This window comes from Bradyrhizobium sp. 186 (genome assembly GCF_023101685.1).
Lineage (GTDB): Bacteria > Pseudomonadota > Alphaproteobacteria > Rhizobiales > Xanthobacteraceae > Bradyrhizobium.
Genome location: NZ_CP082164.1, coordinates 2,003,744 through 2,028,803 on the forward strand (window position 1 = coordinate 2,003,744; position 25,060 = coordinate 2,028,803).

15 protein-coding genes are annotated in these 25,060 nt (G+C 63.3%); 6 read left to right on the forward strand and 9 right to left on the reverse strand.

The window, feature by feature from the left end; all coding sequences use genetic code 11:
* Positions 1–2: 2 nt before the first annotated feature.
* The 3 genes from glgB to IVB18_RS09345 are packed head-to-tail and all read right to left on the reverse strand — an operon-like array spanning position 3 to position 7,382.
* Complete coding sequence (gene glgB, locus IVB18_RS09335) at positions 3–2,141, reverse strand: 1,4-alpha-glucan branching protein GlgB (protein WP_247988890.1); 2,139 nt, start codon at positions 2,139–2,141, stop codon at positions 3–5.
* On the reverse strand, positions 2,134–5,424 hold the full coding sequence (gene treS / locus IVB18_RS09340) for a maltose alpha-D-glucosyltransferase (protein ID WP_247988891.1): 3,291 nt from the start codon (positions 5,422–5,424) through the stop codon (positions 2,134–2,136). Before treS ends, glgB begins: the two co-directional genes overlap by 8 nt.
* A gap of 11 nt (positions 5,425–5,435) precedes the next feature.
* On the reverse strand, positions 5,436–7,382 hold the full coding sequence (locus IVB18_RS09345) for a maltotransferase domain-containing protein (RefSeq protein ID WP_247988892.1): 1,947 nt from the start codon (positions 7,380–7,382) through the stop codon (positions 5,436–5,438).
* A gap of 205 nt (positions 7,383–7,587) precedes the next feature.
* Between IVB18_RS09345 and malQ the strand changes: the two genes are divergently transcribed.
* Both malQ and IVB18_RS09355 read left to right on the forward strand, forming a co-directional pair.
* The gene (malQ, locus tag IVB18_RS09350) at positions 7,588–9,549 is read left to right on the forward strand and encodes a 4-alpha-glucanotransferase (RefSeq protein WP_247988893.1); all 1,962 of its coding nucleotides are present in this window, start codon (positions 7,588–7,590) and stop codon (positions 9,547–9,549) included.
* Positions 9,550–9,579: 30 nt separating this feature from the next.
* A complete protein-coding gene (locus tag IVB18_RS09355) occupies positions 9,580–11,382 on the forward strand; it encodes a glycoside hydrolase family 15 protein (protein ID WP_247988894.1) in 1,803 nt (600 codons plus the stop codon).
* A 114-nt stretch (positions 11,383–11,496) separates the two neighbouring features.
* Here the strand turns inward: IVB18_RS09355 and IVB18_RS09360 are convergent, their stop codons facing one another.
* Genes IVB18_RS09360 through IVB18_RS09385 form a run of 6 tightly spaced genes read right to left on the reverse strand, consistent with a single transcriptional unit; the run spans position 11,497 to position 19,031 of the window.
* A complete protein-coding gene (locus IVB18_RS09360) occupies positions 11,497–12,312 on the reverse strand; it encodes an HAD family hydrolase (protein WP_247988895.1) in 816 nt (271 codons plus the stop codon).
* Entirely contained in the window at positions 12,309–12,881 is a 573-nt protein-coding gene (locus IVB18_RS09365) for a gluconokinase (RefSeq protein ID WP_247988896.1), read from the reverse strand. The genes IVB18_RS09360 and IVB18_RS09365 overlap by 4 nt, the downstream gene beginning before the upstream one ends.
* The gene (gene pgl / locus IVB18_RS09370) at positions 12,868–13,617 is read right to left on the reverse strand and encodes a 6-phosphogluconolactonase (protein WP_247991588.1); all 750 of its coding nucleotides are present in this window, start codon (positions 13,615–13,617) and stop codon (positions 12,868–12,870) included. The genes IVB18_RS09365 and pgl overlap by 14 nt, the downstream gene beginning before the upstream one ends.
* A complete protein-coding gene (gene zwf, locus IVB18_RS09375; protein ID WP_247988897.1) occupies positions 13,617–15,128 on the reverse strand; it encodes a glucose-6-phosphate dehydrogenase in 1,512 nt (503 codons plus the stop codon). Before zwf ends, pgl begins: the two co-directional genes overlap by 1 nt.
* A 41-nt stretch (positions 15,129–15,169) precedes the next feature.
* Complete coding sequence (gene gnd / locus IVB18_RS09380) at positions 15,170–16,168, reverse strand: phosphogluconate dehydrogenase (NAD(+)-dependent, decarboxylating) (protein WP_247988898.1); 999 nt, start codon at positions 16,166–16,168, stop codon at positions 15,170–15,172.
* Positions 16,169–16,181: 13 nt separating this feature from the next.
* A complete protein-coding gene (locus IVB18_RS09385) occupies positions 16,182–19,031 on the reverse strand; it encodes a bifunctional transaldolase/phosoglucose isomerase (protein ID WP_247988899.1) in 2,850 nt (949 codons plus the stop codon).
* A 315-nt stretch (positions 19,032–19,346) separates the two neighbouring features.
* On the opposite strand from IVB18_RS09385, the gene IVB18_RS09390 reads away from it, so the two are divergent.
* The 4 genes from IVB18_RS09390 (at position 19,347) to IVB18_RS09405 (ending at position 25,051) form a co-directional block, all read left to right on the forward strand.
* The gene (locus IVB18_RS09390) at positions 19,347–19,976 is read left to right on the forward strand and encodes an STM3941 family protein (RefSeq protein WP_247988900.1); all 630 of its coding nucleotides are present in this window, start codon (positions 19,347–19,349) and stop codon (positions 19,974–19,976) included.
* A 305-nt stretch (positions 19,977–20,281) separates the two neighbouring features.
* Positions 20,282–22,225, forward strand: coding sequence for a PrkA family serine protein kinase (locus IVB18_RS09395; RefSeq protein WP_247988901.1), 1,944 nt, complete (start codon positions 20,282–20,284; stop codon positions 22,223–22,225).
* Between the two features lie 19 nt (positions 22,226–22,244).
* A complete protein-coding gene (locus IVB18_RS09400; RefSeq protein ID WP_247991589.1) occupies positions 22,245–23,519 on the forward strand; it encodes a YeaH/YhbH family protein in 1,275 nt (424 codons plus the stop codon).
* Positions 23,516–25,051, forward strand: a complete 1,536-nt coding sequence (locus tag IVB18_RS09405) for a SpoVR family protein (RefSeq protein WP_247988902.1) — start codon at positions 23,516–23,518, stop codon at positions 25,049–25,051. The genes IVB18_RS09400 and IVB18_RS09405 overlap by 4 nt, the downstream gene beginning before the upstream one ends.
* The last annotated feature ends 9 nt before the right edge of the window (positions 25,052–25,060 follow it).

The window sequence follows — 25,060 nt, forward strand, 5'->3', positions numbered from 1 at the left end:
GGTCAGCTTTCCGGAACGAGGAAAATCGCGGCCAACGGCGGAATGGTGAGGCGGAGTTCGCCGCCGACGGCCTGAACCTCGCCGATGTTACCGACATTGCTGCCGCCATAATGTGCGGAGTCGGAGTTGAGCACTTCCTTCCACTTGCCGGCAAAGGGCACGCGAACGCGATAGTTGCGATAGACGTTGGGTGAGAAGTTGACGATCACGAAACACCGCGCGTGCTCGTCAATTCCCTTGCGCAGCCAGGCGAATACGTTGCGGTTGGCGTCGTCCGTGATCAACCATTCGAAGCCGGCCTGGTCGCAATCCATCTGGTGCAGCGCTGGCACCGCGCGATAGAGGCGGTTGAGGTCGCGGATCAGCGCCTGGATGCCGGAATGGCTCTTGTATTCGAGCAGGTGCCAGTCGAGCGACTGGTCGTGATTCCATTCGCGGCTTTGCGCGAGTTCCGCGCCCATGAACAGCAGCTTCTTGCCGGGATGGCCGAACATGAAGCTGTAATAGGCGCGGAGATTCGCAAACCGCTGCCACTCGTCGCCGGGCATCCGGCCCAGGATCGAGCGTTTGCCATGCACGACCTCGTCATGCGATAGCGGCAGGATGAAGTTCTCCGAGAACGCATAGTGCAGGCCGAACAGGATATCGCCGTGGTGGTGCTTGCGGTGGATCGGATCCTTGCTGATGTAGTTCAGCGTGTCATGCATCCAGCCCATGTTCCACTTGTAGCCGAAGCCGAGCCCGCCATATTCGACCGGCCGCGAAACCTGCGGCCAGGCGGTGGACTCTTCTGCCGCTGTAGTCGCCTGCGGGAAGCGCGCGAATAGCTCGGTGTTGAAGCGGCGGAGGAACGCGATCGCCTCGATGTTTTCCCGCCCGCCATACTGGTTCGGAATCCATGCGCCCGGCGGACGGCTGTAGTCGAGGTAGAGCATCGAGGCGACCGCATCGACGCGCAGACCGTCGATTGCGTAGCGCTCGAGCCAGAACAGCGCGTTCGACACCAAGAAGTTCGTCACTTCGGTGCGGCCGTAATTGTAGATCAGCGTGCCCCAGTCGAGGTGGCGGCCCTGGAGCGGGTTGGCGTGCTCATAGACCGAGGTGCCGTCGAACTGGCCGAGCCCGTGCGGATCGTCGGGGAAGTGACCGGGCACCCAATCGAGCAGCACGCCGACGCCTTCGCGATGGCAGGCATCGACCAGCGCCGCGAAATCCTCCGGCGTGCCGAAGCGGCTGGTCGGCGCATAGAGGCCGGTCGGCTGATAACCCCACGAGCCGTCGAAGGGGTGCTCGCTCACGGGCAGGAATTCGAGATGGGTGAAGCCCATGTCGCGGGCATAGGCCGGCAACTGCTCGGCCAACTCGCGATAGGTGAGCCATTCATTGTCGCCCTTGCGCCGCCACGAACCGAGATGGATCTCGTAGATCGACATCGGCGCCGACAATGCGTTGATGCCGTCGAGCGCCGGGCGCGGCCGCGGCAGATGCGCCTCGTCGAAGACGATGGAGGCCGTCTTTGGCCGCACCTCGCTTGCAAACGCCATCGGATCGGATTTCAGCGGCAGTTGGTGGCCGTGCGGTCCAACGATGTCGAACTTGTAGTGATCGCCGGCCTTGGCGTGCGGGATGAACAACTCCCAATAGCCGGCGCCACGCACCCGCATGGGATGGCGCCGCGCATTCCAGAAATTGAAATCGCCGACCACGGCGACGCGCCGTGCGTTCGGCGCCAGCACCACGAAGCCGATGCCGTCGATACCCTCGAGCGTCATCGGGTGGGCGCCGAGCTTGTCATAGAGGCGCTGATGGGTGCCTTCGCCGAGCAGATAAAGGTCGAAGTCGGTCAGGATCGGCGGAAAGCGGTAGGCGTCTTCGAACTCGACGACATCGTTGCCGAACTTCGCACGCAGCTGATAATGCTTGGAGCCGTTGGGCAGGGCGCCGATGAACAGGCCCGAATCGTGGACACGATCGAGCTTTGCCACCTCGCCATGCTCGCCGATCGCCTCGACATTGGAAGCCTCGGGAAGGAAAGCGCGCACCACGCTCTTCCCACCTTCGGGATGCAGGCCGAGATAGTGGAAGGGGTCGGAGTGGCGGCCCTCGATGATCGCGTAGGCCTCGGCAGGCAGTTTAGGCATGTGCTTCGCTCTCGTTGGACAGAATGCGAAGCAGCCCGGTCAGCGGCGCGTTGAGCCCCTCCGGCCGGTGGGACAGCTCGTATTCTACTTCGTCGAACGCCTGATCAAGCAGGAAAAACCTTAACAGGCCTTCCGCAGAATGCGGGTCTTCCGGCCACAGCCGCCGATCGGTCATGGCCTCACGGTACGCAGACAGGAACGTCGAGGCGGCGCGCTCGCGCCATTCGCCGAGCGCAGCCGCGAGCCGCTCCTGCTCGTCGGAAGCCCCCGAAAACGCACGGTTGAGAGCCGCAGCTACCGACAGATCGATCGAGCGGATCAGACCGGCGACATCGCGGGCGGCCGGCGACTTGCGCCGCTTGTCCGCCAGCGCCAGATGCGGATCGCCGTCAAAGTCGATGATGAAGATATCGTCCTTCACGATAAGAGTTTGTCCGAGGCGGAAATCGCCATGATGACGGATGTTCAACCCGCCGATGTCGGATGACAATAGCGCATTCAGCCGGTCGGACAGGCGCGCGCGCGCCGCTTCGAGCTGATCGACCAGCGGCCGGTCGGCTTCCCGCAGGCCATCGCGGCTCTCGATCAGCCGCTCGAAAACCCGCTCGGCGCGCGTCTTGAGGTCCGAAGTCCAGCGCTTGACGTGTGCCGCGCTGATTGGCTCGGGGGCGAGATCGTCGGGCTTTGCGGCGGCGAGCGCGACGTGCAACTCGGCGAGCCGCCGGCCGGTTTGCGCCAGATGGTGCAGATAGGGTGCCTGGTCCTGGTTCTCGCGGGGCGCCTCGCTCGACGCCAGGAGCCGCTGCTCGTCGATATGACGGTCGAGATAGGCTGCGGTCACTGCCCAGCCGTCGCCCTGGTTCTCGACATAAGCGTGCAGGACGCCGACCGTACTGCGCTCGTCACCTTCGACCAATTCGGCGCTGCCGAGCAGGGCCGGCGTGTTGGCAAAGCGGGCGACCTCGGTGAGATAGCGGCCGATCTCGATCTCGGGATTGATGCCGCTCTCGAGCTGGCGATAGATCTTGGCGACGTATTGGTTGTCGACCAGGGCCGTGCTGTTCGACTGCTCGATCGCGCGGATGCGCTCGGGCTCCTTGACGGTGTATTCCGAGAACAGGCCGGTCGGCTTGAACTCGAGCCGCAGATTGTTCTCCTCCACGACCAGGTTCTGCGACAGGTTGCGCAGGAACAGGCCGATGAAGATCTGGTTTGTCGCGACATCGAGCAGCGTGCCTTCGCGCGCGCCCTGGCGCACGGCGGCGAGCGCTTTCGGATTGAAGCGTTCGCGATCGAAGCGCACCCACTCGATCTGCATGGGCAGCACGTAGCGCGTCGCGACGTCCTGTTGCGTCGCCTCGAAGAACGCGATCCAGGGCCGGTTGTCGCCGATGTCGCAGAACGGGATTGCCGAGGTCAGGGTGGGCCGGATCTGCCGGGGATTATGTTCGGGATACCACCGCGTCCGCGACAAAAATCCCGGCAGCACGTCGCGTTCGAACACGCCGCGCTCGCGCGCCAGCGACACCCAGGTCGAATTGACCGGCACCACCAGCGTCTCGAATTCCGGCACCGCGCTTGGCGTCACCGGCTCGGATTTGTCGCGCTCCAGGAGCTGGAACCAGTAGAAGCCGTAAGGCCCGAGCGTGATCATGTATGGCAATTCGCCGATCGCCGGGAAGCGGGCGCGGCCGAGCATTTCCTGCGGGATGCGGTCCTTCCATGGCGACAGGTCCAGCTCGGTCGCCTGTGCTGCGCGCGAGAGATTGGTGACGCAGAGGATCACCTCGTCGCGATATTGCCGGACATAGGCGAGGACGGCGCGGTTGGTCGGGCGGATGAAAGTCATGGTGCCGCGGCCGAAGGCGAGCGTCGACTTGCGCACCGAGATCAGCCGCTTGGTGGCGCTGAGCTGCGAGGACAGGCTGCGCGACTGCGCCTCGACGTTGACCGATTCGTAGCCGTAGACCGGATCCATGATCGGCGGCGCGTAGAGGCGGGCCGGATCGGCACGGGAGAAACCGCCGTTGCGATCCGGGCTCCACTGCATCGGCGTGCGCACGCCGTTGCGGTCGCCGAGATAGATGTTGTCGCCCATGCCGATCTCGTCGCCGTAATAGACGATCGGCGTGCCCGGGAACGACAGCAGCAGTGAGTTCATCAGCTCGATCTTGCGACGGTCATTGTCCATCAGCGGCGCGAGACGCCGGCGGATGCCGACATTGATGCGCGCGCGAGGATCGTTGGCGTAGGTGGTCCAGAGATAGTCGCGCTCGACGTCGGTGACCATCTCCAGCGTCAACTCGTCATGATTGCGCAGGAACAGCGCCCATTGGCAGTTCGCGGGAATGTCCGGCGTCTGGCGCAGGATGTCGGTGATTGGGAAGCGGTCCTCCTGCGCGATCGCCATGTAAATGCGCGGCATCAGCGGAAAGTGATAGGCCATGTGGCACTCGTCGCCACGGCCGAAATACTCCTGCACGTCCTCCGGCCATTGATTGGCCTCGGCCAGCAGCAGCTTGCCCTTCGAATAGGCGTCCAGTTCCTGGCGCAGGCGCTTGATGATCGCGTGCGTCTCGGGGAGGTTCTCGTTCGAGGTGCCCTCGCGCTCGCAGAGATAGGGAATTGCATCGAGCCGGAAGCCGTCGACCCCGGCATCGAGCCAGCGCTTCATCACCTGGATGAGCGCGCTGACGACGCGCGGATTATCGAAATTGAGGTCGGGCTGGTGCGAGAAGAAGCGGTGCCAGTAGAAAGCGCCGGCCTCGGGGTCCCAGGTCCAGTTGGATTTCTCGGTGTCCGTAAAGATGATCCGCGTGCCCTGGTATTTCTGGTCGGTGTCGCTCCAGACGTACCAGTCGCGAGCGCTCGAGCCTGCCGGGCTGCGTCGCGCGCGCTTGAACCAATTGTGCTGGTCGGAGGTGTGGTTGACGACGAGCTCGGTGATCACGCGCAGCCCGCGGCGCTGCGCTTCCTGGATGAAGCGCTTGAAATCCTTCATCGTCCCGAAATCGGAATTGATCGAGCCGTAGTCGGCGATGTCGTAACCATCGTCGCGGCCGGGCGAGGGATAGAACGGCAGCAGCCACAGCGCGGTGACGCCGAGGTCCTGGAGATACGAAAGCTTCTCGGTCAGGCCGGCGAAATCGCCGATGCCGTCATTGTTGCTGTCGGCAAAGGCCTTGACGTGAAGCTGGTAGATGATGGCGTCCTTGTACCAGAGCTCGTCCACGATATCGGCAGCCTCGGCCTTCTTGGTGTCGACGGAAGACAAAACATTCATGGCGTGCGTCCTCACGCCAGGCAGCGGAACAAGAGCGCCGGATCGCGGTCGGGATCGATACGCAACCTGATTCCGCCCCATTCGATGCGGGACTGTTCGCCGGTGAGGAGATTTTCGAGTGCGGTGACGTGGCGGCGCTCGTTGCCGACATCGAGGGTGACGTCACCGAGTGGCAGCCAGACTTCGCGTGCATGGCCGGAAAGCGCGATGGCCGCGACGACGGTATTGGCAGGATCGGCCGCCTCCTTGGCGAACGCGATCGTCTCACCGTCCTCGATGCCGAGGAAGCGCAGATTTGCGGTCTGCTGGAGCGCCGCGTTCTCGCTGCGGATGCGATTTAGCTGGGCGATGTAGGTTTTGATATTGCCCGGTTTGTCCCAGTCGCGCTGCCCGATCTGATATTTCTCGGATTCGCGATACTCTTCGCGGCCGGGGATGGCCTCGTGCTCGAGCAGCTCGAAGCCGCTGTAGATGCCGTAATTGCCCGACAACGCGGCTGCCAGCGCTGCGCGCGACTTGAATGCCCAGGCTTCGCCGCTCTGGAGATGATAGGGCAGCAGGTCGGGCGTGTTGGCAAACAGGTTCGGGCGATAGAAGTCTCGCTCGGGATAGCGGGTGAGCTCGCCGAGATATTGCTCCAGCTCCCATTTCTCCGTGCGCCACGGGAAATAGCTGAAGGATTGCGCAAAACCGAGCTTGGCGAGTCCCTTCATCAATTTCGGCCGGGCGTACGTCTTGGAGAACAGGATCACCTCGGGATGCCGGCGGCGGATGTCGCGGATCAGCCATTCCCAGAACTGGAACGGCGCGGTGTCGTGGTTGTCGATGGCGAAGATGGTCACGCCATGATCGATCCAGAACAGCATGGCGTCGCGGAAGGCGTTCCACAGCCCGATCCTGTCGACGGACGCGAAATCGGGGATGACGATATCCGAATAGGGCCCGTCCGCCGACCGCACCGAGCGGTCCGGCCGCCACTTGAACCATTCCGGATGCTGCATCAGCCAGGGATGATCCGGAGAGCATTGCACGGCGAAGTCGAGCGCCAGCTCGAGGCCGTATTCGAGGCAGGTCGCAACCAGCGCGCGGAAATCCTCGATCGTGCCGAGCTCGGGATGCAGTGCATCGTGGCCACCCTCGGCGGCGCCGATCGCATAGGGAGAGCCGGGGTCGCCTTCGGTCGCTACCGGCGAGTTGTCGCGGCCTTTGCGGTGAGTATGGCCGATGGGATGGATCGGCGTGAGGTAGAGCACGTCAAAGCCCATCGCGGCGATGTCGGGCAGGCGCGCGATGCAATCCCTCAGCGTGCCGTGCTGGCCCGGCACCTGGCTTTGGCTGCGCGGCATCATCTGATACCAGGCGCCGAAGCGCGCCTTGGCGCGGTCGACGAACAGCGGGAAAAGGGGCGAGCGAGTCAGGTCGGGCCGCGACTGGCTCTCGGCCATGGCTTCGCCGAGCTCGGCCGCGAGCAGGGGCATCACTTCGCCGGTTTGAAGATAGTCCTCGCATTGTTTGACGATGACCGCTGCGGCGTCCTGCCGCGCGCCATGCGCCTTGGTCAGGAGGCCGGCGCCTTCGATCGCATCGAGTGTAATATCCACGCCGGAGAGCTGCTTTTGTGCGAGGCTGTGACGCCAGGTGGCGAATTCATCGGTCCAGGCTTCGATCGCATAGACATACTGCCCGGGTTCGAGCGGGATGAACGAGCCGGACCATCGGTCGTTGCCGTGATGGATCATCGGCTCGCTCCGCCACTCCCGATCCTGCTCGCCGCGCCAGACCAGCGCGGCGCTGATCACGGCGTCGCCGTCGCGATAGATATCGGCCCAGACCTCGACGCGCTCGCCCGCGATCCGCTTCACGCCGAAGCGGCCGCCATCGATCGAGGGATAGACGTCTTCGATCAGGAAAGCGCTGCCGGCGGCGGCACTCTCGACAGTTTGAATTGTCTTGTTCACGGTGATGCCATTGACAAGAAAGCAGGGGCCCGTTTCCCTTGTCGGGAACCTACGCTTGGTACCTATATAGAAAGCCGCTTCTGTGTCATTAGTTCCCCCTCGGAACGACAGGTGCGGTTCGCGAGTTCACCCTGACTAACGTCTTCCGTTGCCTCGCTAAAATCAATGCCCCCGGCCAAAGAATGGCCTGCAAACTGCGTGCCGAATGGATCTTTTAGCTCAAGCCCGGATCAAGGGCGTTCAGTCCGAATTCGTTGATGCCCTCGGAAAGCTGCGGGTCACCGATCCCGCAGCCCTCAAATCCATCCTCGACGCCCTGCCGGAGAAGCGGGTCTACCGCTATGTCAGCGGGCCGGTCGTGGTTCGCGCCTTGGGGAATGCGCGCACGGAATTGGCTGCCGCCGGCGCGTCGCCGCTCAAATGGAAAATCACCGGCAACGGCGATGTGATCGCGCAAGGCGAGACGCGCGAGCCGGTGATCGCCTGGCCCGCCGGCCTGCCGCTCGGTTACCACCGGTTGACACTGACCGATGCCGGAGGGGTGTCGGAAGACGTGCCGATGATCGTGGCGCCCGAGCGGGCCTTCGGCGGCGATTTCGACCGCGGCTGGCTGCTCGCCGTCCAGCTCTACAGCATCCGCTCTGATCGCAATTGGGGCATCGGTGATTTCACCGACCTTGCCGATCTCGTCCGGCTCGCAAGACAGCTCGGCGCCGACGGCGTCGGGCTCAACCCGCTGCATGTCCTGTTCGACAATCACCCCAGCGATTGCAGCCCCTATTCGCCGAACAGCCGGCTGTTTCTCAACCCGCTCTATATCGACGTCGAGGCGATCCCGGAATTCTCCGCTGATCTCGTCCCCGACGCCGCAGCGACTGCCGCGCGATTGCGCGAAGGCGATCGTGTGCCCTATGCCGACATGGCGGCGTTGAAATGGCTCGGCCTGCGTGCCGCCTTTGACAGCTTCGTGACAACGGCAAGCGACGCACGCCGTCAGGCGTTTGACGCATTCCGCGCCGCCCGCGCGCCGCTGTTGTCCCGCTTTGCCTGCTTCGAAGTGCTGCGGCATCGCTTCACCGGGCCGTGGTGGGAATGGCCGCCCGAATGGCAACAACCGGACGAGACAAAACTCGCCGAGCTGCGCAATGGTCGTGACAAGCGCGAGGTCGAGTTCGTCGAATTCGTGCAGTGGACCGCCGATACGCAATTGCATGCCGCCAAGGAGCTTGCCGGCCAGCTCGGCATGCGGGTCGGGCTTTATCTCGACGTTGCCGTTGGCGTGCAATCGAACGGCTTCGATGCCTGGAACGAGCAGGTGGCGATTTCCCGCCACCTCGCCGTCGGTGCGCCGCCCGACGTGCTCAACACCGTCGGTCAGGACTGGGGTCTTGCCGGCTTCAATTCCGGCGGCCTGGAAGCCCAGTCCTTCGTGCCGTTTGCAGACATGCTCGCCGCCGCGATGCGCCACGCCGGCGCCATCCGGCTCGATCACGTGCTGGGGCTGAAGCGGCTCTATCTGGTGCCGCGCGGCTTCAAGCCCGATAACGGCGCGTATGTGCAGATGCCGTTCGAGGCGCTGCTTGGAGCGGTGGCGCGCGAGAGCGCGGCCCATAAATGCATCGTGATCGGCGAGGACCTCGGCACCGTGCCGGAAGGTTTTCGCGAGACCATGCAGGATTTTGGCATCTGGTCCTACCTCGTCATGATGTTCGAGCGGGACGATGCCGGCCATTTTCGCAGCAGTGATCATTACCGCCCCAACGCGCTGGTCACGCTGAACACGCACGATCTGTCGACCTACGCCGGCTGGCGCTCCTTCAGCGACCTGAGGATGAAGCTTTCGCTCGGGCTCGATCCCGGCGAGAACGATCAGGCGCGCTGGGATGCGCTCGGCATGCTCGACGAGATCCTGCGCGCCAACGGCATTAAAGCCAACGATCTCTACTCGGTGCTTGCTTTTCTGTCGCGTACGCCATCGCGGCTCTTGGCGGTCTCGCTGGAGGATCTGCTCGGCGTGATCGACCAGCCCAACATCCCAGGGACGATCGACGAGCATCCGAATTGGCGCCAGCGCCTGCCGGTCGCGCTCGACAAGATCGCCGCCAAGATCGATCTCGCGGCTTTGAAAGCCGCGACACGGGAACGTTCCTTGACCGGCGGGAGTTAATAGCCGGAGATTTGTCAGGCTCGCAAAACATTGTCTCAGAAGATCGAGGACTATGCGCTGATCGGCGACTGCGAGACCGCGGCGCTGGTCGGGCGCAACGGCTCGATCGACTGGCTATGCTGGCCCGCGTTCGATTCCGATGCCTGCTTTGCCGCGATCCTCGGCACGCGCAGGAATGGCCGCTGGCTGATTGCGCCGACCGAAGACGTCACCGCAACGTCGCGCCGTTATCTCGGCAACACACTCATCCTCGAAACGCGTCTTGAGACGAAGAGCGGCACCGTCGCGCTGATCGACTTCATGCCGCCGCGCGGCAAGGCGTCAGACATCGTGCGGCTGGTGCGCGGCGTCAGCGGCACGGTGAAGATGCGGATGGAGCTGGTGATCCGCTTCGGCTTTGGTGTGGACATTCCCTGGGTGCGCCGTTGCAAGGACGGCTCGCTGTTGGCGATCGGCGGCCAGGACATGACAGTGCTGCGCACGCCGGTCGAGACCCGCGGCGAGGACCTGACGACGGTCGCCGAATTCGAGGTGAAGGCCGGCGAGACTGTGCCGTTCGTGCTGACCTACGGCCCCTCGCATATCGATCCGCCCGAGCCGATCGATCCCGAGATCGCGTTCCAGGAGACCGAAAAATTCTGGAACGAGTGGTACAGCCACTGCGCCCACGACGGCGACTATCACGATCTCATCGTGCGCTCGCTGATCACGCTGAAGGCGCTGACCTTCGGTCCGACCGGCGGCATCGTCGCGGCGCCGACCACGTCACTGCCGGAAAAGCTCGGCGGGATGCGGAACTGGGACTACCGCTTCTGCTGGCTGCGCGATGCCACCTTTACGCTGCTGGCGCTGATGAATTCGGGCTACACCGAGGAAGCCTTGGCCTGGCACAATTGGCTGCTGCGCGCGGCTGCCGGTTCGCCGTCGAACATGCGGATCATGTACGGCATCTGGGGCCATCGGCGGCTGTTAGAATGGGAGGCGAGTTGGCTCGACGGCTATGAGGGCGCGCAGCCGGTTCGCATTGGCAATGCCGCGCACGCGCAGCTTCAGCTCGACGTCTATGGCGAACTGATCGACGCCTTCCACCAGTCGCGGATGGCCAAGCTCAAGCTCGATGACGAGACCTGGGCGCTGGAATGCGCCGTGCTCAATCATCTCGCCGAGGTCTGGGACCAGCCCGATCACGGCATCTGGGAGCGGCGCGGACAGCCGAAGCACTACGTCTTCTCCAAGGTGATGACCTGGGTCGCCTTCGATCGCGGCATCAAAAGCGCCGAGACCTTTGGCTTCAAGGCACCACTGCTGCACTGGCGCGCCCTGCGCGAAGCTATTCATCGCGACGTCTGCAACAGGGGGTTCGACGCGAAGGAGAATGCGTTCGTCGAGTCCTATGGTTCGAAATTGCTCGATGCCAGCGTGCTGCTGCTGCCGGAGGTTGGCTTCCTGCCGGCGTCGGATCCGCGCATCTACGGCACCATCGCGGCCGTCGAAAAACACATGATGCGGGACGGCTTCGTGCTGCGGCACGATCCGCGTGAGGTGTCCGGGGAGCAGCAGCCGATCGAGGGCGCGTTCCTGGCCTGTAGCTTGTGGCTGGCCGACGCCTATGTGCTGTCGGGCGACCTCGACAAGGCGCAGGCGCTGTTCGATCGCGTCGCCGGGCTCGCGAACGATGTCGGGCTATTGGCCGAAGAATATGACTCCGTCGCGCGCCGCCAGACCGGAAATTTCCCGCAGGCGCTGACGCACATCGCGCTGATCAACACCGCGCATAATCTGTCGGCGGCGAGACGAAGCAGCGAGAAGCCAGCGATGCAGCGGTCGCAGTAGCGCCCTAAAGCGCGATGAGATGAGGATGAATCATCATCGCGCTTTAGGTTGTTGTTTGAACATGATCTTTTCGGAAAACCGCTTCGCACTTTTCCGGATCATGCCCTAGACTAGCTAGCTAGCCGACCCGTTCCACTTCAAGATCATCTCCATCGCCTCGGCAAAACCGTCCTGCTCATTGGTTGCGGTGACGTGGGTCGCCTGGTCCTTGACGCTGTCGGTGGCATTGCCCATGGCGATCGAGACGCCGCTGACACGGAACATCGCGAGGTCGTTCTGCATGTCGCCGATGGTGACGACCGCGTCGGTCGCAATCCCGAGGCGCTTTGCCATCGCCTCGACGAAGGTGCCCTTGTTGAAGCCGGGCGGTGTGATGTCGAGATAATAGGTCTGCGAGCGGACCGCGGTTGCCTGCGTGCCGAGCGCCTCCTGCATCACCTTTTCGCAACGCTCCAGCCGAGCTGCATCGGCGCTCGCGCCGACGATCTTGCAGGCGCTCGCGAGGTAGGGTGTAAAGTCGGTCACGACGGTCGGCTCGGACCGAATTGTGTGCTGCTCGTGGGCGACGTATTTGCCGCTGGGGTTGTCGATCAGCCATTTGTCGTAGGTGAAAAGCCAGATGTCGGCGCCGAATTCCCGGAGAATTTGCAGGCATCGTTCCGCGGCGCTTGCAGGGATCAGATGTTGCTCGACCGGGTTCATCTCGGGATCGACGATCGAGGAGCCGTTGAACGGCCCGACCGGCAGCCAGATCGCGAGCGGCTCGACCAGGAAGCGCATGCCGATCGCGGGGCGGCTGGAGGTAATGGTGAAACCGATGCCGGCCTGGTGCAGCCGCTGTACCGCCGCCCTGGCGCTTTCGGTCAGCGTCTTGTCCTTGGTCAGCAGCGTGCCGTCGACGTCGGAGACCACGAGTGAGATTTGCGTCATGGCAGGACCTTGGGTTTCATGACCTTAGGTTTCATTGCCTTGGGATTGTCGCCGCCTGATTTCAACTGCCGCACGACGCCGTCCACGATCGCCTCGACGGTTTCGTCGATCGAGACGCTGATCACGTGCTCGCTCGCCTCCGGGAGCTCCAGCGTTTTGAACTGGCTTGTCAGGAGCTCGGGCGGCATGAAATGGCCTTTGCGCTTGGCGAGCCGGTCGGCGATCAGCTCCTTGCTGCCCTTCAGGAAGACGAAGCGGACGTCGTCGCGTCCACGCAAGAGCACGTCGCGATAGGTGTGCTTCAGCGCCGAGCAGGCGATGATGATGTGCTCGCCTTTCATGCAGACCCGGGCGATCTCGTCGGCGATGGCGTTGAGCCAGGGCCAGCGGTCCTCGTCGGTGAGCGGATGACCCGCGCGCATCTTGGCGAGATTGCTCGCGGGGTGAAAGCTGTCGCCGTCCTCGAAGCGCCAGCCGAGCCGATCGCCGAGCGCTTCCGCAATCGTGCTCTTGCCGGAGCCAGACACGCCCATCACGATCAACGCACAAGGTGCTTCAAAGCCCGCCACGAATTCCCTCCGGAAGCGCGGCCCGGTCGACCAGCCAGACGGTCTCACCATTCGAGCGCGCGCGTATGGCCGGCAGGTTCTCGCCATTGAGCAGGCGCGTCAAGATCGCCTGCTTGTCGTGCCCGGCAATCTCGAACAGCATCTCGCGGCAAGACGCCAGCGCGGGCAGGGTGAGCGTGACGCGCGGCACGAAGGGCGCGACATTGGCCTTGGGCACGCCGACGACCCAGCGGTCGGTCTCCTCGACCGCGGGGTAGCCGGGGAAGAGCGAGGCGGTATGGCCGTCCGGTCCCACGCCCATCAAAACCATGTCGAACAGCGGCCGCGCCGGGTCTAGCCGGTCGCCGCCGTAGAAGGATTGCAAGGCGCGCGCATAGGCTTCGGCGCTGCGATCGGGATTTTCAGCCGCGGTCGGGATCGGGTTGATATGGCCGGACGGCGCACTACGATCGAGAAAGGTCGCGCGCGCAATCGCCATGTTGTTGAGGGGATCGCTCTCGGGCACAAATCGCTCGTCGCCAATGAACCAGTGCACGCGCTCCCAAGGGATTTTATCGCCATAGGCATCGCTGCCGAGCAGCTGATAAAGCTGCTTCGGGCTGGAGCCGCCGGTGAGGCAGATCGCAATACGTCCGGGATTGGCCGCGATCCGCGCCATCACCCGTTCGGCCGCGGTCTGCGCCAAGGCCTCGGCGTCGGCCACAACGATCAGCTTCGGCTTGTCGGCGGCTTCCATCACGAAAATTTCCGCCAGCTTCGCCCATCGCGCCGGAGCAACTCATCGGCGCAGGCGGGGCCGTCGCTGCCGGCGGGATAGGTCTCGATGCCGTTGACGCCCGCCTTGCTCCAGGCGTCCAGGAACGGCTGCACCGCCTGCCATCCGGCCTCGATGCCGTCGGCGCGCTGGAACAGGATGTTGTCGCCGATCATGCAGTCGTAGATCAGCGTCTCGTAGCCTGTGCTGGGGTCGGCCTTGAAGTAGTCGCCATAGCGGAACTTCATCTCGACGCCGTCGATGGTGACGCTCGGTCCCGGAATCTTGGCGTTGAACTGAAGCTCGATGGTCTCGGTCGGCGCAATGCCAATGGTGAGGAAGTTCTGCGACAGACGGTCGACCGCCGTGCCGCTGAACATCGATAGCGGCGCCTGCTTGAACTTGATCGCGACTTCCGTGCGCTTGTGGCCCAGTGCCTTGCCGGTACGCAAATAGAACGGCACGCCGGCCCAGCGCCAATTGTCGATCATCAGCTTCAGTGCGACGTAGGTCTCGGTGGAGCTGCCCGCCTTGACGTCCTCGGTCTTGCGATAGTCCGGAATCTCGTCGTCGCCGATGCGGCCGGCGAGATATTGCGCGCGGACCGAACTCTTCAGCGCTTCCTCTTCGCTCGGCCGCTGGATCGCGGTGAGAACCTCGGCCTTCTCAGAACGCACGGAATGGGCGTCGAAACGGGATGGCGGCTCCATCGCGACCAGCGACATCAACTGGAACAGGTGGTTCGGCACCATGTCGCGCAGCGCGCCGGTGGCGTCGTAGAAGCCGCCGCGATGGCCGACGTCGAGCTTCTCCTCCACCGTGATCTGGATGTGGTCGATATGATTGCGATTCCAGATCGGCTCGAACATGCCGTTGGCAAAGCGCAGCACCAAAATGTTCTGCACCGTCTCCTTGCCGAGGTAATGATCGATCCGGTAGATCTGGTGCTCGTCCATGATCTTCAGCAGCTCGGCATTGAGCGCACGTGCCGAGGCGAGGTCGGTGCCGAACGGCTTCTCGATCACCAGCCGCCGCCAGGCGCCGTTCTCCTTTGTCAGGCCGGTGCGGCCGAGCTCGCGCGCGGTCGGTGCGAATGCGGCAGGCGGCGTCGCCAGATAGAACAGCCGGTTGCCGCCGGTGCCCTGCGAGCACTCGAGCGTATCGAGATGTTCGCGCAGGCGGTCGAATGACGGCGGGTCCTTCGGGTCGGCCTCGACGAATGTCACGCATTGCAGGAGTTGTTGTGCGACGACATCGTCCACCGGCCTCGTGGCGAACTCGCGCAGGCCCTTCATCAGGCTGTCGCGCAGCTCATCATCCGACTGACCCTTGCGGGCTACGCCGACGACGCAGAATTTGTCCGGCAGCAGGTTCTCGGCTGCCAGATTGTAGAGAGACGGCATCACCAGCCGATGGGTAAGGTCTCCGGTGACACCAAAGATAACGAAGGCGCAATTTTCCGGCTTGCGCTTTGGCTGCGGGTCTTTTGTCACGAACTGTCGGCCTTCGCTTTGTTGCTTGTGACTTGGTCTTCTTACTTGGACTTCGCCGCGTCCGGCTGCTTCGGCTCCTTGTGGCCGCCGAAGCCCGCACGCATTGCGGAGAGAATTTTTTCGGCGAAGGTGTGTTCCTGGCGGGAACGGAAACGTGCGTAGAGCGCCGCGGTCAGGACTTCGGCCGGCACCGCCTCGTCGATCGCCGCGTTCACGGTCCAGCGTCCCTCGCCGGAATCCTCCACGAAGCCGGAATATTCCGACAGCGCCGGGCTGTCGGCCAGCGCCGTCGAAGTCAGATCAAGCAGCCAGGACGGGATCACGCTGCCGCGTCGCCACACCTCTGCGATATCGGCGAGGTCGAAATCGTAGCGATGATCCGCCGGCAGAGCTTCGATGTTGGCGTTCTTGAGAATATCAAAACCTTCTGCATAGGCCTGCATCAGGCCGTATTCGATGCCGTTGTGGATCATCTTGACGAAGTGGCCGGCGCCGACCGGGCCGGCATGGATGTAACCCTGCTCGATGCGGGGATCGCGGCCGTCACGTCCCGGCGTACGTGGAATCTCGCCGGCGCCGGGCGCGAGCGCTGCGAAGATCGGATCGAGCCGGTCGACCACCACCTTCTCGCCGCCGATCATCATGCAATAGCCGCGGTCCAGCCCCCAGATTCCGCCGGAGGTGCCGACGTCGACATAATGGATGCCGCGCTCTTTCAGCGCCTTGCCGCGGCGAACGTCGTCCTGCCAGAACGTATTGCCGCCGTCGATGATGACGTCGTCGGCCTGCATCACATTCGCAAGCGTGTCGATGGTCGCTTCGGTGATGCGGCCGGCCGGCAGCATCACCCAGGCGGTACGCGGCCGCTCCAGCTTGGCGACGAACTCTTCCAGCGTCGCCGAGCCATGCGCGCCGTCTCCGGCAAGGCCGGCGACGGCCTTGGTGTCCTTGTCATAGACCACGGTCGAATGGCCGTGACGCATCAGCCGGCGAACGATGTTGCCGCCCATCCGGCCGAGGCCGATCATGCCGAGTTGCATTTGAGAGATTCCCTTAGTTCAGCGCGTCCGTGAGTGCGGCGTTGAGCGCCGCGAGACCTTTCTTGAGCCCGCCCTTCAGGTGGACGCGGAGCGCACGACGGCCGCGTTCGGTGAGCACGTCGAAATCGCCGCGCGCCTGTGCTGCCTTGATGATTCCGAAGCTGGCCTTCTGGCCCGGCACCGGCAGATCCTTGGCATCATCAGCGGTGATCTGGAGGAACACGCCGCTGTCGGGTCCGCCCTTGTAGGCCTGTCCTGTGGAATGCAGGAAGCGCGGCCCGAACTCGGCACAGGTCGCGACGCGACGCTTCTCGCGCACTTCGAGCCGCATCGCCTGGAGTGCGTCGATAGCCGCCTTGTCGCGCGCGATGTAGCCGAGCAAAGCGACATAGTCGCCGTGGTTGGAGCGGGCGAGATGCGCCTTCAGCCACGACGTGAGGTCGCCGTTGGCACCGGCGGCGCGCAACGCCGCGGCATTGGCCTCGTCGGTGTAGAGATCGGCGTCCGCGGTGCTGACGACGGGCTGTTCGGCCGGCAACGCGCCGGTCTTCTCGAAGGCGGCAGTGAGTTCACGGGTCTTGATCTTGGCCTCCTCCACGTCCGGCTGGTCGAACGGGTTGATGCCGAGGATGCTGCCGGCCACCGCGGTCGCCATCTCGAAGCGGAAGAACTCCTGGCCGAGATGGTCGATCGACTTCATGACGATGCGTACGACCGGATGACCGGCCGCTTCGATCGCTGCAAGCTTCGAGTCATGTGCGGCGTCCGCCTCGCCCTCGGTGCGGATGTCGATGAAGAAGCGGTCGTTGCTGTAAAGCGAGGGTTCGCCGAGCGGCTCGCCCGCAATAGGGATCAGGCCCTTGCCTTCCTTGCCGGTCGATTCCGCGATGAGCTGTTCGGCCCAGGCGCCGAAATCGGCGATTTTCTTCGACGACAGGATCGTCACCTTGTCGCGGCCTTCGAGCCCGGCAAGCCCCATGGCGAGCCCGAGCTGCACGCCCGGGTTTTCATGCGGCGGCACGTCGGGTCCGCAGGAGCGGGCCATCGAGAGCGCATGCTTGATCAGGGTTTTGACGTCGATGCCTGCGGTTGCCGCCGGCACGAGCCCGAAGGGCGAGAGCACCGAATAGCGACCACCGATCGAGGGCTCGCCGTGGAAGATGCGGGCGTAGTCCAGCCTCTTGGCGGCCTTCTCCAGCGACGAGCCGGGATCGGTCACCGCGATGAAGCGATGGCCGGTCTTGACCGACGGCCCGACGGCTTGCGCGACGCGCTCATGAAAATAATCCTTCATCGCGTTCGGCTCGGTGGTGCCGCCGGACTTGCTGGAGACGATGAACACGGTGTTGGCGATGTCTATCCTGGCTTCCATCGCCCGCACCTGCGCCGGATCGGTGGAATCCAGCACATGCAGTTTCGGGAAGCCGGACTTCCGCGCGAACGTCTCGGCCAGCACCTCCGGCCCGAGGCTCGACCCGCCCATGCCGAGCACGACCGCGTCGGAGAATTTCTGGCCCTTCACGCGGTTGGCATAGTCCTCGTAGTCGGCAACGTCGGCTTTTGCGGCGCTGTCGAGCCAGCCGAGCCATTTGTCCTCATCCGTACCGGTCCAGACCGATTTGTCCCGCTGCCACAGCCTGCGGATCTTTGCAGACGCCCGCCACTCGTCGGTGCTCTTCGCCACCGCCTTGCCAAGCCCGTCGCCGAGCGATAGAAGCTGGCGATCGATCGCGGACCCGAGCACGGTTGAGCGTTTGTGGGCGACCGCGCCATAGAGCTTGTCGGCGGCATCCGCGAATTGCTTGACGCCGTCCTTGACGAGCTCTTCGGTGATGGCATCGAGCGAGATGCCCGAGCGCTCCAGCTCCTCCAGCACGCGACGGGCGTCGTCGACCTTCTCTTCGAGGCTGTCGCGCGGCTTGCCGTGGTCGCGGAACGCGTCCAGCGTTGCCGGCGGCATGGTGTTGATGGTGTCGGGCCCGATCAGCTCCTCGACATAGAGGACGTCGCTGTAGTCCTTGTTCTTGGTGCCGGTCGAGGCCCACAGCATGCGCTGCGGCTTGGCGCCCTTGGCAGCGAGCTTCTCCCAGCGCGGGCCTGAGAACAGGCGCTTGTAGTCCTGATAGGCGACTTTGGCGTTGGCGATCGCGATCTTGCCCTTCAGCGCGGCAAGCCGCTCCTTTTCGCTGGGGTCGTTGGCGCGGGCAATCTTCTCGTCGAGCTGCTTGTCGACCATCGAGTCGATGCGGCTGACGAAGAAGCTCGCCACGCTCGCGACATGCGAGGGGTCGCCGCCACCCGCGACGTATGTCTCCAGACCCGCGAGGTAAGCCTCGGCGACCTCGAGATAGACCGCCTTCGAGAATAGCAGCGTGATGTTGATGCTGATGCCTTCGCCGATGAGCTGCTCGATCGCAGGCAGGCCCTCGGGCGTCGCCGGCACCTTCACCATCAAGTTCTTGCGGTCGACGTCCTTCCAGAGTCGCCGCGCCTCGGCGACCGTGCCCGCGGTGTCCAGCGCGAGGTAAGGCGAGACTTCCAGGCTGACATAGCCATCCCGGCCCTTGAGGCTGTCATAGACCGGACGCAGCACATCGGCGGCGTTCTGGATGTCCTCGACAGCTACGGCCTCGAACAGGTCGGCGACGGTCCGATCGCCGCGCTTCAGCGCCTTGCCGATCGAGGCGTCGTATTCGTCCGAGCTGCCGATCGCCTTTTCGAAGATCGAGGGATTGGAGGTGACGCCCTTGACACCGTCAGTCTCGATCAACCGCTTCAAATCGCCCTTGGCGATGAAGCCACGGGCCAGGAAGTCCAGCCAGACGGCTTGTCCGTGCTTTTCCAGTTCTTTGACGGGATTCATGATGTTTATTTATCTCCAAGCCTGCGGGCGAGGGGTTTCCGCGCCGGTCCTGACGCGCTATCCTCTAGCTTACATGCTCCCGGGAGGGAACCAATCAAGGGTATAAGCGTCATACTCTCAGTGTAACTCCGTCGCGATCATGGCGATCCAGGACGGCAGTAGCGGTGTTGCGTAGAGGTCATCGGCCGGGATGGTTCGGCTGAAGTCGCGTTGCGTAACGTCAGCGCCTGTCGTTGGCACAGAGTGTCGTCTGCGGATCCGTCCGCCGGACGCGGGGTGCCGGCTCGGTCATGAACGGCCATGCTGGGGGAAAGCATGCACGCAGATTCTGAGGGCCTCGCACTCGCCGTCGCTGACGGTCAGCAATCGGCAGCGGCGGCCGTGTGCATCGATGCATCCCACGATCTCGAAATCGGTCAATGCGCGACGCGCCTGCGGCTGCTGGTCGCGGCGGGGTTTGCGATGACGCTGCTCAGTGCAGGCCTAGCCTTCGATTGGTGGGACGGCATCGGCGACTATGACACGGCGGTCGGCTACGCCGGCGTCGCGGTGTTCGGTCTGGTCACCTGCCGGCTGATCTGGACGCTGCCGTCCGAACGGGGTCCGGTGGTGATCGTCACCCCCTACGGCATCCGCGATCTCCGCATCGGCAATGAATTTCTGCTGTGGGAGTCGATTGCGGACGTTTCGGCTGAAGAATGCCGCGGACACAAGGTGATCGTGCTGACGCCGACGCCGGCCTTGCAGCGTCAGCTCTCCTGCATCCGCGCCATGTCGCGCACGGCGCATGCCGATCGCGTCGTCATCCGGCCCGAGGGATTGACGACGGATTTCGACACCTTGCTGCGCGCCTGCCGCGACTGTCATGCCGCCAGCGATTCACGCACCGCATTGCGGCGGGAGCGCGATCAAGGCCCGCAAAGCTTGGCCGCACGAATGTCATAAAGCTGCCGCCGGTCGGCGGCTATGCTGCGGTGCCGGATGACCCTATCCCCGGTAATGCCCGGATGTTGCGGTGAGGCGACATTTGCTGGAAATTAGAGAATACAGGTGTAGATTCGCATAAATAACAGGCAGGTGCCTGTTCGTAACTCACCCGATGCCTACGTTGTGCGTTGCGTGGTGAAGGCCCTCGGGTGTCGAATATTCGTCATGTGCTCACGCTGATTCGAGACGGGCGCTAAGGAACAGTCCGGTCGCTGCTTTCGTTTCAGTTCAGTCGTGTGGCGGAACTCACGCGGAGAGGGATCATGTACAACGATTCTCTGTTCAACGCTTTCGCTCGGTCGTTCGAGGCGAGAAGCCAGCACGACATGTCGATGGCGGAATATCTGGAATCGTGTCGAAGCGATCCCATGAAATACGCGAATGCAGCCGAACGATTGCTAGCGGCCATCGGTGAGCCCCAGACGATCGACACGGCCAAGGACCCACGCCTTGGCCGTATTTTTTTGAACCGCACGATCCGCACCTATCCAGCCTTTGCCGGCTTCTACGGCATGGAAGAAACCATCGAGCGCATCGTCGGTTTCTTCCGCCATGCCGCACAAGGTCTCGAAGAGCGCAAACAGATTCTCTATCTGCTCGGCCCGGTCGGCGGCGGCAAATCCTCGCTTGCCGAGCGGCTAAAGTCGCTGATGGAAGTGAATCCGATCTATGTGCTCAAGGCCGGCGACGAATTGAGTCCGGTGTTCGAAAGCCCGCTCAGCCTGTTCGATCCCGATCATCTCGGGCCGATGCTGGAAGAGAAGTACGGCATTCCGCGCCGGCGTCTCACCGGCCTGATGAGCCCGTGGTGCTACAAGCGGCTGGAGGCCTTCGGCGGTGACATCTCGCAATTCCGCGTCGCCAAGATTCAGCCGTCGCGGCTGCGCCAGATCGGGATCGCCAAGACCGAGCCCGGCGACGAGAACAATCAGGACATCTCCTCGCTGGTCGGCAAGGTCGACATCCGCAAGCTCGAGACTTACGCGCAGAACGACCCCGACGCCTACAGCTATTCTGGGGGCCTCAACCGCGCCAACCAGGGCGTGCTCGAGTTCGTCGAGATGTTCAAGGCGCCGATCAAGATGCTGCATCCGCTGCTGACCGCGACGCAGGAAGGCAACTATATCGGCACCGAGAATATCGGCGCCATTCCCTTCACCGGCATCATCCTTGCGCACTCCAACGAGGCGGAGTGGTCGAGCTTCAAGGCCAACAAGAACAACGAGGCCTTCATCGACCGCATCTGCGTGATCAAGGTGCCGTATGTCCTGCGGTTCACCGAGGAGCAGAAGATCTACGAGAAGCTGATCCAGGGCTCTGAGCTCGCCTCTGCGCCCTGCGCCCCAGCGACGCTGGAGACGCTGGCGCGGTTCTCGGTCATGTCGCGCCTGCGCAGGCACGAGAATTCCACGGTGTTCGCCAAGATGCGGGTTTACGACGGCGAGAGCCTGAAGGAATCCGATCCGAAGGCCCGCAGCGTTCAGGAATACCGCGATGCCGCCGGCGTCGACGAAGGCATGGACGGCGTTTCCACCCGCTTCGCCTTCAAGGTCCTGGCTGCGACCTTCAACCATGATCCGCAGGAGGTTGCCGCCGACGCCGTACATCTGATGTACGCGCTGGAGCAGTCAATCAAGCGCGAGCAGCTCCCCGAGGAAGTCGAGAAGCGCTACCTCGAATTCATCAAGGCGGACCTCGCGCCGCGTTATGCCGAGTTCATCGGAAACGAGATCCAGAAGGCTTATCTCGAATCCTACTCGGATTACGGCCAGAACCTGTTCGACCGCTACGTCGATTACGCCGATGCCTGGATCGAGGACCAGGACTTCAAGGACCCCGACACCGGACAGCTGCTCGATCGGGAACTCTTGAACCAGGAGCTGACCAAGATCGAGAAGCCGGCTGGCATCGCCAACCCGAAGGACTTCCGCAATGAGGTGGTCAAATTCTCGTTACGGTCGCGGGCGCAGAACGCCGGCAAGAATCCGACCTGGACCTCCTACGAGAAGATTCGCGATGTGATCGAAAAGCGGATATTCTCCCAGGTCGAGGACCTGCTTCCGGTCATCTCGTTCGGGTCGAAGAAGGACGGCGAGACGGAGAAGAAGCACGGCGAGTTTGTCGCACGCATGGTGGAGCGCGGCTACACCGAGCGTCAGGTTCGCCGACTCGTCGAGTGGTACATGCGCGTGAAGCAAGCCGGTTGAGGCGGATGGGAAAGTGGCCATTCACATTATTGACAGGCGCCTGAATCCAGGCGGCAAGAGTCTTGAGAACCGGCAGCGGTTCTTGCGTCGGGCCAAGTCCCTGGTGCAGGGCGCCGTCAAGAAGACCTCGCAGGAACGCGACATCAAGGACGTCCTGGAGGGTGGTGAGGTCACGATCCCGCTCGACGGCATGCGCGAGCCGCGCTTTCGCCGTGAAGGCGGCACGCGCGACATGGTGCTGCCCGGCAACAAGAAGTTCATCGAGGGCGACTATCTCCCTCGATCCGGCCAAGGCAGCGCCAAGGATTCCGGTCCCGGTGAAGGCGACAGCGAGGACGCCTTCCGCTTCGTGCTGAGCCGCGACGAATTCGTCGATCTCTTCCTCGACGATCTCGAGCTTCCGGATCTTGCCAAGCGCAAGATCGCGCACACCGAGAGCGAGGGTATCCAGCGCGCCGGCTATACCACGTCCGGTTCGCCCGCCAACATTTCGGTGAGTCGGACTGTTCGGCTCGCGCTTGCGCGCCGCATCGCGCTCAAGCGCCCCCGCAAGGAAGAGATCGAAGAGCTGGAAGCCGCGATCGCCGCATGCACGGATGAGGACGAGCGTACGGAGCTTGTCGCTCAGCTCGAAAAGCTGAAGGCGAAGACGAAGCGGATTCCGTTCATCGATCCCCTGGACATCCGCTATCGCCGCTTCGAGACGGTGCCCAAGCCCGTCGCCCAGGCCGTGATGTTCTGCCTCATGGACGTCTCCGGCTCGATGTCCGAGCACATGAAGGATCTCGCCAAGCGCTTCTACATGCTGCTCTACGTGTTCCTGAAGCGGCGCTACAAGTATGTCGACATCGTCTTCATCCGCCACACCGACCGCGCCGAGGAGGTGGATGAGCAGACCTTCTTCTACGGTCCGGCCTCGGGCGGCACGCTGGTCTCCAGCGCGCTCCAGGCCATGCACGAGATCGTGCGCGAGCGCTTCAATCCGTCGGACTGGAACATCTACGCCGCCCAGGCCTCCGACGGCGACAACTCCTATTCCGACGGCGAGCTCACCGGCATGCTGCTGACCGACAAGATTCTTCCGGTCTGCCAGTTCTTTGCCTATCTCGAGGTCGGCGAGTCCGGCGGCAGCGCCTTCGATCTCTCCGACTCCTCGCTCTGGACCCTTTACGAGCGCCTGCGTAGCGGCGGCGCACCACTCTCGATGCGCAAGGTCAGCGAGCGCAGCGAGATATTTCCGGTGTTCCACGACCTGTTCCAGCGCCGCGAAACTCAGGAGAAGGCCGCTCCATGACGGAACGCTTGTTCGAAGGCGCGGATTGGGATTTCCACACCTTGCAGCGCATTACCGATGCCTGCGAGGAGGTGGCGACGAACGACCTCGGGCTCGACGTCTATCCGAACCAGATCGAGGTCATCACCGCCGAGCAGATGCTGGATGCCTATTCGTCCGTCGGCATGCCCCTGTTCTACAAACACTGGTCGTTCGGCAAGCAATTTGCGTTTCACGAAGCTTCCTACCGCAAGGGCCTGATGGGCCTTGCCTATGAGATCGTGATCAACTCCTCGCCCTGCATCTCCTACCTGATGGAGGAGAACACCGCGACGATGCAGACGCTGGTGATCGCGCACGCCGCCTTCGGTCACAACCACTTCTTCAAGAACAACTATTTGTTCAAGCAGTGGACCGACGCCAACGGTATTCTGGACTATCTCGACTTTGCCAAGAAATATGTGATGAGTTGCGAGGAGCGCTACGGCCGCGTCGAGGTCGAGCGTACCTTGGATGCTGCCCACGCGCTGATGTCGCACGGCATCGACCGCTATCCCGGCAAGAAGAAGCTCGACCTGCGCGCCGAGGAAAAGCGGGCAGGGCGCCGCCGGCAGCACGAGGAGGAGGTCTTCAACGATCTCTGGCGTACCGTGCCGGCGGGGAAGAGCAAGAGCCGTTCCGCGCTCAGCGTCGAGCGCCGCCGCAAGCTGCTCGGCCTGCCGCAGGAGAACCTGCTCTACTTCCTGGAGAAGAGTGCGCCTCGGCTGGCGCCCTGGCAGCGCGAGCTCTTGCGCATCGTCCGCCACATCGCGCAGTATTTCTATCCGCAGAGCCAGACCAAGGTGATGAACGAGGGGACGGCGACCTACGTCCACTATCGCATCATGACGAAGCTGCACCAGCAGGGCCGCCTCACCGACGGCAATTTCCTCGAATTCCTGCAATCGCACACCAACGTGGTGTTTCAGCCCGAATTCGACGATCCGCGCTTCTCCGGCTTCAATCCCTATGCGCTCGGCTTCGCCGTGATGCAGGACATCGAGCGCATCGTCACCCGGCCGGAAGATGAAGACCGCGAATGGTTCCCAGACATCGCCGGGAAGAACGACGTGATGGGCGTGCTGCGCGACGTCTGGGCCAACTATCGCGACGAGAGCTTCATCGCCCAGTTCCTGAGCCCGAAGCTGATGCGGCACTTCCGCATGTTCCATTTGCACGACGATCCCGAGGAGCGGGCCGGCATCCGGGTCGATGCCATTCACGACGAGCGCGGCTTCCGCCGCGTGCGCCGCGAGCTGGCGCGGCAGCACGATGTCGGCTTCATCGACGCCAATATCGAGGTGGTCGATGTCGATCTGTCCGGCGACCGCCGGCTGATCGTGCACCATCACGTCATCAAGGGCTCGCAGCTCAACGAGACTGATGCCAAGCGGGTGCTCCAGCATCTCGCCGATCTCTGGACCTATGACGTCGCACTGATCGAGGTCGATGCCAACGACAAGGTCCTGCGCGAATATGTCGTGAGCCCGCGGCCGCTGCCGGTGGCGGCCTGACGCCGCCGG